The organism is Pseudovibrio sp. Ad5 (assembly GCF_001623095.1).
Classification (GTDB): Bacteria; Pseudomonadota; Alphaproteobacteria; order Rhizobiales; family Stappiaceae; genus Pseudovibrio.
Genome location: NZ_LMCH01000005.1, coordinates 16,835 through 29,295, shown reverse-complemented (window position 1 = coordinate 29,295; position 12,461 = coordinate 16,835). Strand labels below are relative to the sequence as shown.

13 protein-coding genes are annotated in these 12,461 nt (G+C 50.3%); 6 read left to right on the top strand and 7 right to left on the bottom strand.

What is annotated here, in order from left to right; translation table 11 throughout:
* Positions 1 to 12 precede the first annotated feature (12 nt).
* Positions 13 to 783 (top strand): acetoacetate decarboxylase, encoded by a 771-nt coding sequence (locus tag PsAD5_RS03000; RefSeq protein WP_063291049.1) that lies wholly within the window; start codon positions 13 to 15, stop codon positions 781 to 783.
* 26 nt (positions 784 to 809) lie between these two features.
* Positions 810 to 1,718 (top strand): alpha/beta hydrolase, encoded by a 909-nt coding sequence (locus tag PsAD5_RS02995; protein WP_063291048.1) that lies wholly within the window; start codon positions 810 to 812, stop codon positions 1,716 to 1,718.
* Between the two features lie 46 nt (positions 1,719 to 1,764).
* Here PsAD5_RS02995 and PsAD5_RS02990 read toward each other — a convergent pair whose 3' ends face one another.
* A complete protein-coding gene (locus PsAD5_RS02990; RefSeq protein ID WP_063291047.1) occupies positions 1,765 to 2,625 on the bottom strand; it encodes a tetratricopeptide repeat protein in 861 nt (286 codons plus the stop codon).
* A gap of 197 nt (positions 2,626 to 2,822) precedes the next feature.
* The gene (gene rpsU, locus PsAD5_RS02985; protein ID WP_057462062.1) at positions 2,823 to 3,047 is read right to left on the bottom strand and encodes a 30S ribosomal protein S21; all 225 of its coding nucleotides are present in this window, start codon (positions 3,045 to 3,047) and stop codon (positions 2,823 to 2,825) included.
* 742 nt (positions 3,048 to 3,789) lie between these two features.
* Between rpsU and PsAD5_RS02980 the strand changes: the two genes are divergently transcribed.
* Together PsAD5_RS02980 and PsAD5_RS02975 are read left to right on the top strand one after the other, a co-directional pair.
* The gene (locus PsAD5_RS02980) at positions 3,790 to 4,527 is read left to right on the top strand and encodes a class II glutamine amidotransferase (RefSeq protein ID WP_244272057.1); all 738 of its coding nucleotides are present in this window, start codon (positions 3,790 to 3,792) and stop codon (positions 4,525 to 4,527) included.
* A gap of 184 nt (positions 4,528 to 4,711) precedes the next feature.
* Positions 4,712 to 6,112 carry an MATE family efflux transporter gene (locus PsAD5_RS02975; RefSeq protein WP_208980561.1) on the top strand — a complete coding sequence of 467 codons (1,401 nt, stop codon included), beginning with the start codon at positions 4,712 to 4,714 and terminating at the stop codon, positions 6,110 to 6,112.
* 71 nt (positions 6,113 to 6,183) lie between these two features.
* Here PsAD5_RS02975 and PsAD5_RS02970 read toward each other — a convergent pair whose 3' ends face one another.
* The 3 genes from PsAD5_RS02970 to PsAD5_RS02960 form a co-directional block, all read right to left on the bottom strand.
* Complete coding sequence (locus tag PsAD5_RS02970; protein WP_063291046.1) at positions 6,184 to 7,272, bottom strand: 5-(carboxyamino)imidazole ribonucleotide synthase; 1,089 nt, start codon at positions 7,270 to 7,272, stop codon at positions 6,184 to 6,186.
* Between the two features lie 87 nt (positions 7,273 to 7,359).
* Positions 7,360 to 7,863: a 5-(carboxyamino)imidazole ribonucleotide mutase gene (purE, locus tag PsAD5_RS02965; protein ID WP_008551529.1), complete on the bottom strand. Its 504-nt coding sequence runs from the start codon at positions 7,861 to 7,863 to the stop codon at positions 7,360 to 7,362.
* 123 nt (positions 7,864 to 7,986) lie between these two features.
* Positions 7,987 to 8,199, bottom strand: a complete 213-nt coding sequence (locus PsAD5_RS02960; RefSeq protein ID WP_057462025.1) for a YdcH family protein — start codon at positions 8,197 to 8,199, stop codon at positions 7,987 to 7,989.
* A gap of 347 nt (positions 8,200 to 8,546) precedes the next feature.
* Between PsAD5_RS02960 and PsAD5_RS27500 the strand changes: the two genes are divergently transcribed.
* Positions 8,547 to 8,768: a YdcH family protein gene (locus tag PsAD5_RS27500; RefSeq protein WP_446737478.1), complete on the top strand. Its 222-nt coding sequence runs from the start codon at positions 8,547 to 8,549 to the stop codon at positions 8,766 to 8,768.
* A 62-nt stretch (positions 8,769 to 8,830) separates the two neighbouring features.
* On the opposite strand, the gene PsAD5_RS02955 is transcribed toward PsAD5_RS27500, so the two are convergent.
* Positions 8,831 to 10,477, bottom strand: coding sequence for an acyl-CoA synthetase (locus PsAD5_RS02955; RefSeq protein ID WP_063291045.1), 1,647 nt, complete (start codon positions 10,475 to 10,477; stop codon positions 8,831 to 8,833).
* A gap of 468 nt (positions 10,478 to 10,945) precedes the next feature.
* On the opposite strand from PsAD5_RS02955, the gene PsAD5_RS02950 reads away from it, so the two are divergent.
* The gene (locus PsAD5_RS02950) at positions 10,946 to 11,518 is read left to right on the top strand and encodes a hypothetical protein (protein ID WP_057462023.1); all 573 of its coding nucleotides are present in this window, start codon (positions 10,946 to 10,948) and stop codon (positions 11,516 to 11,518) included.
* A 56-nt stretch (positions 11,519 to 11,574) separates the two neighbouring features.
* Here the strand turns inward: PsAD5_RS02950 and PsAD5_RS02945 are convergent, their stop codons facing one another.
* Entirely contained in the window at positions 11,575 to 12,333 is a 759-nt protein-coding gene (locus tag PsAD5_RS02945; protein WP_057462022.1) for a sulfite exporter TauE/SafE family protein, read from the bottom strand.
* Positions 12,334 to 12,461 lie beyond the last annotated feature (128 nt).

The following is a 12,461-nucleotide window of genomic DNA, read 5'->3' as shown; positions in this document are numbered from 1 at the left end:
TCGAGGTGGTCCATGAAAATTGCCGATATTCTTGAACAGGCTTCTATGCCGATTGCTTCTCCTGCTTATCCCAAGGGGCCATACAGGTTTATCGACCGCGAGTTTTTTGTGGTCTCCTATGAAAGTGACCCTGACGCTATTCGTGAAGCTGTGCCTGAGCCTTTGGAACCGGATGGGTCCAACACGGTGATGTTTGAAGTGATCCGTATGCCCGATTCTGCTGGATTTGGAGACTACACCGAGTCTGGCATCGTGATTCCAGCCAAGTTTGGAGATCACCCTGTGAACTTCACTCAGCAAATGTTTCTTGATGATACTCCGCCGATTTTTGGTGGGCGTGAGATCTGGGGTTTCCCGAAAAAGCTAGGCCATCCAGAATTGAGTATATCGGGCGCAACATTGACCGGCCATTTGGTTTTTGACGATGTGACGATTGCTATTGCGACCATGGGGTACAAGTACCAACACCTTCTTTATGATGTCGAGCATGGCACGCAGTGTCATCCCGATGCGATCCTCAAGAAGCTGCAGAAAACTCAGGTGAATCTGAAGCTTATTCCAGATGTTGATGGCTCTTTGGCTATCGCTCAACTGGTTGCTTATGAGGCGTCTGATGTGACGGTGAAGGGCGCGTGGTCTGGTCCGGCGAGCTTGCAATTGTTTCACCATGCCAATGCGCCAGTGGCTGAGCTGCCAATGCTTAAATCACTCGGCGGTGTTCATTTTATTACGGACCTCACGCTACCTTATGGCCGGGTTATGTATGATTACCTGAAGCCTTAAGCGATGCGCTATTTCGGAGGTGCTCCATGCGAGGCAACTTCAGGATCTTTGAGTATTTGATTGGCAGCTTATTCATGTCAGCTCTGCTGGTCTCGCAGGCCGCCGGGTTTGAGCTGAAGCCTTATAAAGACGAGCTGTTTGCTTATCCGCGGGTTCTGGATCAGGCGATGGACGGGGCGTTCCTGCGGCTTGACTATCAGATCCAGCGTGACTTGCGGGACCGGGATGAAATACCAGAACGACGGGTTGAAGGGCGATACGTTTCCAGCAGGCCTGCCTGGTATGTGCGGGAGCGCTCAGTTGTGCTTGCGGGTAGTAAGCGTAAGCACATCCGAGTTGGGAAACCTGATACCGACACCAAGCTGTTGCTGCTTTATCTGCATGGTAAGGGGGGCAATCGAAAGCAGGGGAATGCTGATTGGACGTTTGGCGGTAACTTCAATCGCTTGAAAAACCTGATGGTGCGGAACAATGGCGTTTATCTATCTCCTGATGTGAAGCTCGAAAGTCCCAGAGGCACCCAGGAAATTCGCGAGCTGATTGCGCAATACCGAAAAGAAGCCCCCCAGGCCAAAGTGATTGTGGCCTGTGGTTCCATGGGGGCACAGGTCTGCTATGGGCTTGCGGATCAGGCGGGCGTTGCTGGGCCGCTGTCCGGCCTCATATTATTGGGCGGAGCGACGGATCGACGATTGTTGACGAGTGAAGCCTATAAGGCAGGCGTGCCGATTGTGTTTGGCCACGGTAGTGCTGACAGGGTCTACAGCTGGGAGAAGCAATATCAGTTGTTTAAGGCAGCCATTGGCAAAACCCAGCGGTATCCGGTGCGCTTTCGGCTATTCGAAACGGGCTCTCACGGGACGCCCATTCGCATGATTGACTGGCGTGATGAGATTAACTGGATGCTGTCGATATCTTCGGCAACAAGGCAATAAAAAAGGCCGGAGTGTCCGGCCTTTAGAAAGCGATATGTTGGCGAGCCTAAGCTTGCGGAACGCCTGAAGACGTTGACAGGCGCTGAGAGCCTTCCTTCGCAATCTGGTTTGTCGAAGATATCTGCAGTGCTCTGCTGTAGGACTGGCGTGCTTCTGTAATCTGCCCCAGTGCTTCTTCTGCGCGGCCACGGTTCGCCCAAGCAGATGCGGACTTGCCGTTAAGCGCAATCGCTGCATTGAAATCTTTGAGTGCAGATTTTGGATCGCTCAGAGAAAGGTAAGTTACACCGCGCGCGATCAGAGGTGAATATGCGCGGGAGTTCAGGCCAACAGCAGATGAAAAGTCATTGAGAGCTGCTTCCTGTAAACCTTGTGCCTGATAGATGAGGCCGCGGTTGTGATAGGCCTGTGCATCGCCGGAATTCAAGCGAATGACTTCGTTGTAATCACGAAGTGCTGCTGTGTTCTGACCGATAGAACGGTAGGTGTTGCCGCGTCCGTTCAGGGCCTTCACGTAATCTGGCTTGATGGAAAGTGCTGAGCTGTAATCCTGAACTGCCTGAGACGTGTTGCCCTTGCGGCGTTCTACCAAAGCTCGGTTTGCGTAAGCCTGATAAGAGTTTGGTCTCAGCTGAAGAGATTTGTTGAAGTCCTCAATGGCCTGATCAAGGCGCCCAGCTTTTGCGTATGCAATGCCGCGCTTGTTGTAGGCGTCGGCATCGGTTGGATTTGCGTCAACAACAGCACTCAGACTATCGATGTTGGAGGAAGAGCCAACAGCTTTGTCGATGGGCACATTCTGATAAACAAGGCCAGATGAGTTGGATTGGCATGCTGCAACGCCAAGTGCGAGCAGACACGCACAGATGCCTTTAGCCAGTTTATTGTTCACGAGAATGTGCCCCATTCTTAAAGAGTCCTTGCAATGACACGATAGCCTACACTTTAGTGTGGCAAAAAAAGGTCAAATGAACCAGCAAAAACAACAAACGGACCAACCGGTTTACCGGTTAGTCCGTTCTGAATTCTAGCTTCGGTCCGCTCACACGCTTTTCGTCAAACATAGTTGAGCCTTAGCTGTGTGATGTCCCGAGTGCCGCCGGATTAACGACGACCTTTGCCGACCAACAGGCCTTCACGCTGTGCGCGCTTGCGAGCCAGTTTGCGAGTGCGGCGGATTGCTTCAGCCTTTTCGCGAGCCTTCTTTTCAGATGGCTTTTCGTAGTGGCCACGAAGCTTCATTTCACGGAAGATGCCTTCACGCTGCATCTTTTTCTTAAGCGCTTTAAGCGCCTGATCGACGTTATTATCGCGAACGAGAACCTGCACGCGTTTATCCTTACCTTCGAGCATTCTGGATTACGTATCCAGAACGACATAGATGAAATGATTGATAGCAACACTTAGCGCATATGCACGGGTCACAAGAACTCCGTCGCCGCTGATGCGTCGCTTCTTGACGGGGTAACTAACAGACTGCGTGGGGGCTGTCTACCTCCTTACTTGAGAATCTATGTTAATTTATAGATGGGAAAGGGGGGAATACCTCTTGTGGGACAAGGCAATCTCAGCAGCGTTTGCTCATTTTCTTCAAAATGGCGCATTGGCACGCTCGTGTGTGAAGTAAAAGATAAGTAAAAAATGCTTTCAAAATGCATTGTAACTTCACATATGAAATTATTTTGAAAAAATACAACCTTTGATTGTGTATGGTTGAGTCTCTCTTTTGCTGCTGAAAAAAGTCACAGGAGCTTTTCTGAACAGTGGAAATTGAGGTGGAAATTTGAATGGAATTTGCTTCAAACGTCGTTCGTCATGTCCGATTTCGAAGATGAGTCGAGTGAGTCCATCTTACTCACGAGAGCTGCGGTTGAGGGGCTCTCTTTAGATCCACGGAACGATCCCTGAGAAAACTCGTTACTCTAGTTATAGGGAAGGGGTTTATACGTGCTGATGGATCATGCATACTCTAGTGACCTCATTTGGGTAATCGACCAGAAGAAAGAATAATGTAATGTGCCGCTGGCTTGCGTACCGTGGAGCTCCCATTTTCATGGAAGAGCTGATTTCAATGCCCAATCATTCTTTGATTGCGCAGAGCCTGCATTGTGCGGAAGCCAAGGTAAACACTAATGGTGACGGCTTTGGGATTGGTTGGTACGGTCACAAATCAGAGCCTGGACTTTATCGTGATACGCAACCTGCGTGGGGTGATGAGAACCTTCTGAGTATCACCAAGCACCTCAAGTCCTCTTTATTCTTTGCTCATGTACGCGCATCGACAGGCACTGCGACCTCCCGTTCAAACTGTCATCCGTTTGCTGTCGGTAAATGGATGTTTATGCATAACGGGCAGATTGGAGGGTATGATGATATCCGCCGCCAGATTGAGAGTTTGATCAGCGACGACTTTTATCGTTACCGGCAGGGTACAACGGACAGTGAAGCGCTGTTTCTTGCCATGCTAAGTCATGGTCTGGATGTTGATCCTGTGGGGGCTGTGCAACAGGTGTTCACGAAAACACTTGAGATTATGCGTTGCAATGATGTCATTGCTCCATTGCGTGTAGCGATGGCCTTGACTGATGGTGAGCGTCTTTATGCTGTGCGTTGCTCTAGTGATAAGATCGTTCCAAGCCTGTATTACCGCTTACATAACAGCAACTTGAGTGTTGTCTCAGAGCCTTTGGAAAAGGGCGGGCAAGGTTGGTATGAAGTGCCTTGCGGACACATCATGGTCTATGGCGGTGATAATGCGCCTTGCTTTATTCCTCTGGACATTCCTGAAGAGTTTTGCAAAGTAGCGTAATCGACATTTTCACTAGCGGTATTGCTTAGGCAAGAAGCCACTGGGATTTTGTCGGTCTGTTTCTATGATAGGAAGTTTCCTCCCAGCGAGGCACTGTGGTCAATTGCAGGACCCAGCCTTGTTTATGTTCTTGAGAGGCTCAAGTTCTGGAGGGGCTCCATGCCCTTTTCTTCAGGAGCTTATGATGACGCGGGTTGAAAGCACCAGCGTTGCCAAACCCACATCCATGTCTGCATGGTGGGGGGAGTCCAATGCAACGCTTATTTTGGGATTGCCTTTGATCGGTGCGCAGCTTGCGCAGATGGCAATTAATGCCACCGATGCATTGATGATCGGTTGGCTTGGCGCAACAGAGCTGGCAGCATCCGTGCTGGCTTTGCAGTTGTTCTTTCTGACATGGCTGGCAGGACTTGGGTTCTTGCAAGCCGTTATGCCATTGGCATCCAGAGCCGAAGGTAAAGGCGACGTGCGTAATGTGCGACGTGCTTCGCGCATGGGCCTTTGGATTTCGCTCATTTATACGACTTTTGCGATGGTCGTGCTGTGGAACGGTGAGAGCCTCTTGCTGGCTCTTGGGCAGGACGCAGAAGTTTCTGCCATTGCTGCGGATTATCTGCGCATTGTGCAGTGGTCGATGTATCCATCCCTATTTGTGGCGGCGCTGCGTAGCTTCCTTACCAGTATTGAACGTTCGCAGATTGTTTTGTGGGCGACTGTGGTGAGTGCTGTGGTCAATGCACTTCTCGATTATGTGCTGATCTTTGGTTACTACGGCTTTCCTCAACTTGGCATTCTAGGTGCCGGGATTGCGTCTGTTGTGACTGCGTTGGCATCCTGTGTAATTTTGATTGCCTATGTGTTTTGGGAAGAAAAGTCTCGTAAATATGAGGTGTTCGTTCGCTTCTGGCGCGCTGACTGGCCTGCGTTCTTCGAAATCCTGCGTCTCGGCTGGCCGATTTCCCTCATGTTGGTTGCTGAAGTGGGGCTGTTTGCAGCTGCCGCTTTGATGATGGGGTGGATCGGGACACTTGAGCTTGCTGCTCACGGTATTGCGGTTCAGCTCTCTGGTATTGCGTTCATGATTCCGCTTGGCTTTGCAAACGCTGCTGTGGTGCGTGTTGGTATCGCATCTGGCCGTAGTGATGCTGATGCTATTACGCGAGCCGGTTGGGTCGCACTGATCTGGTCCATTGTGATTGGCCTGCTTGGTGCGGTGTTGTTTGTTGCGATCCCTGACACGCTGATTTCCTTCTATCTGGACACCAGCAATCCGGACGCAGCCGATGTAATCCGCCTTGGCGTACCGCTGGTCTTTATTGCAGCGGTGTATATGGTTGTTGATGGTATTCAGGTGGTTGCTGGCGGTGTTCTGCGCGGTCTTTCCGATACGCGAATACCAATGGTGATTGCGGTGATTGGTTACTGGATTATTGGGGTGCCGCTTTCCTACGTGATGGCGTTCACCTTTAATTGGGGCCCAGAAGGGATCTGGGTTGGTTTGGCCAGTGGTCTCTTTATCACCGGCATCCTGTTGCTGATCCGGTTCCAGAAACGTGATCAACTTGGTCTGGTTAGGCTAGGATAGTCTGGTTCAATTAAATGAAAGCCCCGAAGATGATTAGATCTTTGGGGCTTTTTCTTTGTAGGATAACGCGATCAGGATTTTGGGGAGAGGCGGTTGATGTGGCCCATCTTGCGGCCTTCCCGTGTCTCTGCTTTACCGTAGAGCGTCAGACGAGCGTTTGGCTCCAGAAGTGCTGATTCCCATGAGTTGACATCATCACCAATCAGGTTTTCCATGATGACATTGTGTGCTCGGGTTGGCCTGCCAAGTGGCCAGCCTGCAACAGCGCGAACATGCTGTTCAAATTGAGAAACCGGACAAGCGTCTTCTGTCCAGTGACCTGAATTGTGAACGCGTGGCGCTATTTCATTGACCTTCAGCTCTGTAGCCTCGCCGTCTCTGACGACAAACAGTTCTACACCCATCACTCCGATATAATCGAGCGCAACAGCGATGCGGGTTGCCATATCGATGGCTTCCTGAGCGGTTTCTGCCGGGATGTCTGCAGGTACGCTAGAGGTCTTCAGAATGTGGTTCTTGTGGTAGTTGTCCGCCGGATCATAGCATTTGACCGTCCCATCCACGCCACGAGCGACGATGATGGAAATCTCTTTTTCAAACGGGACGATGCCTTCAAGGATAGATGGCTGATTGCCAAGCTTGCTCATGGCGCCTTCGATATCCTCAGGTGTACGGATCATGATCTGGCCTTTGCCATCATATCCAAAACGGCGCGTTTTCAGTACACCCTGACCGCCCAACTCCATGAGCGCAGCTTCCAGCTCTGCCTGCGTGTCGACTTTTATGAAGGGAGCGACCTTTGTTGCCGCTTCTTCTGAAAGGAATGTCTTTTCTGCCAGGCGATCTTGGGAAACTTTCAGTGCACGTGGACCGGGGCGAACTGGAACAAACTGCTCCAGAATGCGGGCTGTCTCGCCGGGGACATTTTCGAACTCATAAGTGACGACTGAAACGCTTTTCGCAAACTGGGTGAGTGCTTGTTCGTCTTCGTAGGCCGCAACGGTCTTCTTTTCTGAGACCTCAAAAGCAGGGCTGTTTTCATCCGGGCAATAAATATGGCACTTCAGGCCCATCCTGCTGGCAGCTTGCGCGATCATGCGGCCAAGCTGGCCTCCACCCAAAATACCAATCGTGTCGCCAGGACGTAGTGTGGAACCCATTTCGAAAACTTTCCAGATGTTAGGGGCCAGATGTTAGGGGCGGCTTGAAACAAATGAGGCGCCTGCAAGTGGGCGCCTCTGAAACTCTTACTCTTCCGGGTTGACTGGCTTCTCTGCCACAGCCTGACTTTGCTTTTCGCGCCAGTCATCCAAGTTGGCAGCGATCTCCGGATTGTTGAGTGCCAAAACAGCGGCAGCCATTAATGCTGCGTTGACGGCACCTGCACGACCAATAGCAAGAGTGCCGACTGGAATGCCTGCTGGCATTTGAACGATGGAAAGGAGGCTGTCCTGTCCCTTCAGGGCGCGCGACTCAATTGGAACACCAAACACTGGCAGCGGTGTCATGGATGCAGCCATACCCGGAAGGTGGGCTGCTCCGCCAGCGCCAGCGATAACAACCTTGAAGCCGTTCTCTTTTGCTGTTTTGGAAAACTCTACCAGACGGTCCGGGGTGCGGTGGGCTGAGACGATGCGAGCATCATAGGAAACTCCCAGTGCTTCTAGCGTATCTGCAGCATTTTTCATGGTTGGCCAATCGGATTGGCTTCCCATGATGATAGCGACTTCTGGCTGGTCTGTGCGGTTCATAAAACGGGCACCCTCTGAGCGTCTGGGAAGAAAGCGCGGATTATAGAAATAACACGGCGTGTTTCAAGCCAATTACAACAAGAAATGCCAATAGTATACGAAGGTTAGAGCTCTGCCTCTAATTTAGGCAATAATGTCAGGCAAGAGCTGTGTTTCCAGCACCTGAATCTGGTCTCTTAGCATCAGTTTTTTCTTCTTTAAGCGTTGCAGCTGGAGAACATCTGCCCGTCCCGTTTCAATGAGAGCTTCGATGGAATGATCAAGATCCCGATGCTCCTGTCGCAACTCAGCGAGCTCGGAACGCTTGCTATCCTGATCGAGAGTATCTTCCGTCATCGTTTTGTCCTCACATGACACATATCGGTCTGTGTGCAACGAGGCCCATCATTGATCAAATCTGGTGGGGCGCGTTGTCGCAATTCACCGCTCGGCAACAGTATACCGAATGTGCAGCGGTGATGAACAAGAGTCTCTCGATTTTTACAGGAAGTGTTGTCTCATGACGGATTTACGCAGCGTATATATAGGGTTGAATACTTAGTGAAATTCTCTTTTGAGTGGAATATGAAACCCATTAAATTTACTGGGTCATTTATAAGTTCCCTAAGTTTTTCATGAATTAGCGATCTCGCGTTGTAGAGGCCCCAAAAAAACAGCTAATCATAGTTCGACAACTCAATAAAATGGTGCCATCATCCACCTGTAACAGAGACAATGTAGGAGGATCAAAACCTATGTCCATCCGTGAGCATTTGACTGAGCTGGAACGCCGCCATGCTACCATTGAGAGGGAGCTGGAAACAGCCAAGCACCATCCTTCGATGGATGAGATCGAACTAGGCAATTTAAAAAGGCAAAAGTTGAAGCTTAAGGATGAGATCTCGCGAATACGAGTGACAGGGTAGCTTCCTTTTTCTTAACCGAATAGAGAATGCGTCGCTTTTAGCGGCGCATTTTTTGTTTTGGGTCAGCCGATCTTTTTTGCTTCCTCGCGCAGTACGAACTTCTGGATCTTGCCTGTTGAGGTTTTCGGCAGGTCTGTGAAGACAACAGTTCTTGGTGATTTGAAGCTGGCCAGATGCTGTTTGCAGTAGGTTACGATATCGTCTTCCGTCACACTGCTGTTCTCTTTCAGCTCCACAAACGCACAGGGAGTTTCCCCCCATTTGTCATCGGGACGGGCAACCACTGCTGCTGCGGAGATTTCCGGGTGTTTGTAGAGGACCTCCTCGATCTCAATGGATGAGATGTTTTCACCTCCTGAGATGATGATGTCTTTGGAGCGGTCTTTGAGCTGGACGTATCCATCTTCATGCTGAACGCCCAAGTCACCTGAGTGAAACCAACCGCCGTTGAAGGCTTCCTGTGTTGCTGAGGGGTTCTTCAGGTACCCTTTCATTACGACATTGCCTTTGAACATGACCTCGCCAATGGTTTCTCCATCAGCAGGGACTGGCTTCATGGTTTCGGGGTCGAGAACAGCGAGATCCTGCAAAGCGACGTAATTGACGCCTTGTCTGGCTTTCAATGCAGCTTGTTCTGATGTTGGAAGTTCATTCCAATGGTCGTGCCATTCGTTGACGACGGCTGGGCCATAGACTTCTGTCAGCCCATAGAGATGGGTAACATTGAAGCCTTCCTCTGCCATAGCTGCAAGAACAGCTTCAGGCGGTGGTGCTGCGGCGGTGAAAAACTCGACATCATGGGTGAGTTTGCGCTTTTGGTCCTCGGGGGTGTTGAGCAGCGTGGACATCACGATTGGAGCACCGCAGAGGTGCGTGACTTTCTCATCTGCCAAGGCATTCCAGATAGGGGCTTGTCGTACTTGACGGAGACAGACATGCGTTCCGGCAACGAGGGACAAAGCCCATGGAAAACACCAGCCATTGCAGTGGAACATTGGCAGTGTCCAGAGGTAGACCGGCTTTTTGCCCATGGCTGCGGTGATGATGTTTGCCTGTGCGAGCAGGTAGGCACCACGATGATGATAAACGACGCCTTTCGGGTTTCCTGTTGTACCCGACGTGTAGTTGAGCGTGATTGCATCCCATTCATCCGCGGGAAGTTGCCAGTCAAAATCAGCGGAACCGCTGGCAATCAGCTCCTCGTACTCCAACTCTCCAATTGCAGGCGCTGATTGAGGGAATTCTTTGTCGTCGTAAAGCACCACTTCCGGCTTCACCGCTGCCAGTTCCAATGCTTCGGCCATGACTTTCGAGAACTCACGATCAACGATTACGAGCTTGCTCTCTGCATGGTCTAGCTGGAATGCGATGATAGCGGCATCGAGGCGGGTGTTGAGTGCGTGGAGAACGGCTCCAGCCATTGGTACGCCGTAATGAACTTCAAGCATGGGTGGTGTGTTGGGCAGCATGACAGACACGCAGTCATTCTTGTCGATACCACGCTTTTCCAGGGCGCTCGCGAGTTTAATAGAGCGCTCATAGAACTCCTTATAGGACCTGCGAATCTTGCCGTGAATGATGGCTGTGTGGCTTGGAAAAACTTTTGCAGCTCTCTCCAAAAAACTGAGTGGGCTTAATGGCGTGTAATTTGCTTCAGTTTTTGGGAGGTCTTTGTCGAAATATGATGTGTTTGGACTATTGTTTTTCATGAAATTCCCCAGGCATTCAACTTCCGCTCAAGAGAACTGCGAAGATCCGTTGAGCTGGCTATCAGCTTTCCCAAGATAGTTATTGGCTCCGATGAAGAGCTTGGAATTAAGAGTGTCGCATATTTTGATATATCTGAGTATAGACGCAGGGGGTAGTTCAGGTGACTTAGATGTTAGTCTGAGGGTCTTCTTGTTATTAGACTTTCATCTATAAGTATTTTTGAGATGTTTTGTGGATTGGTGTCGATATATTCGGCGAATTTAAATGCGGTGGTTGCAACTGGTGCCTTAACTTAACGGCAAAGGTGAAATCTTGTTGCGTTTTTGGGCAAGACAAACGCTCGCGACAATTTGCAACACCTCAGAAGTCTTCCCCGTTTGCCTTTCGATTTGTAATGTAGACCTGTCTGATAAAAGAATAAATCGCGACCCGTTTGATACGGCGAGTGATGAACAAGCAGGGCTCGCATGACCGTAGTGACACCAAATCGACAGGGGAAGATCGCCTTATTCTTTGGCGTGGTTTTCTGCGCGATTACCGTGGCTCTGACGGGTTATATTTTCACCCTCGGACCACAACGATCACAGGATGCGCAGTGGTTTGTTTTGTTGGTGGCGTTCCCTGTTCTGATCCAGCTGTATCTCAATCGTGCAGTCATTTTGAATCACTTCCGGGATCATTGGTATCTTTGGGCCATATCGACAGCTGTTTGTCTGGTTGTCGGGCTCCAACTCAACTTCGGTCAGCTCAATTCGACAGGCAGTATGGCAGATCAGCTGCGGACTTATTTCTTCTCGTGGGTCGAAGGGCAGCCGCCAAGCTCAGAATATGCAGGCAATCCATCAGATGCCTATAATGCAAAGCAAGTTCGGTATCGGATTGTTTCGCCCGCGCGTGGAGATCTGGATCTGACTGATCCCTCTGGTTTCTTTCATAACCGAGTGACCTGGAAGACAATGCCGGATGCTGCTTTTGAGGTCGACGGGCCAATCGACATGATCAAGAGTGTGCTTTACCACGGCTTGGGTGAGCGCGACTGATACTCACGTAGTTGATGGCTTATGCTACATCCTTTCTCTCCACCGTATAACACGCCTTAAAAGCCTGATGCGCCATCCCAAATCAGTTTGAGTGCGATAACAAACAGGGCTGCATACGTGATCTTGTAGAACAGCTCTTTGTTGATGTGTTTTACGATCTTGATTCCCGCCAGTGTCGCCAGAGGGGCGAGCGGTAGCAATACAAGAGATGTCGCGATGTTTTTGGCGTCAAACTGTCCAAGGGCGAAGTAAGGCAGCACTTTTGAGAAATTTACGACCGAAAAGAAGATGACTGCGGTACCTGCCATGACTGGTGGTGCCAGTCTGAGTGGCAAGACATACATTTGAAATGGGGCTCCGCCTGCATGGGCGATGAAACTGGTGACACCAGAAACTGTGCCCCAGAACCCTCCTAAAAGCACATTCTGCGGCTTTGGTGGTTTGTTGGCTTTGTTGTTGAACCAATAATCGAGCACAAAGACCAAAGCGATTGCGCCAGTGACCAATCTGATGTGGGTTTCAGAGATGTAGGCTGCCGCGAAATAGCCGATCAGAGTTCCTGTCAGGCCAGCTGGTATAAGAATGGCCAGTGTTTTCCTGCAAAAGATTGCCCGGTAGGAGAAAAGACCGACTGCGTCCATGACCAGCAGGATCGGGAGGAGTATTCCTGCTGCCTGCACAGGTGGAATTGCCAATGACATAAGCGGCACACCGACAAGGGCGAGGCCGCCTCCGAATCCTCCTTTGGCCATGCCAACGATGAAAACAGCAGGTATTGCACAGAGGTAGAAGAAGGGATCGGTAATTGGCAGCATGATTTGTTTCCCGCAAGGGTGCAGGCAAGTCCTTTTTATTTAAGAGGAAACTAAGAAATAGGCGGGTTGAAAACTATATGGTTATCTTTAGTTATAAGCCGATTTTATAATATAGCAAAACTTGCCTT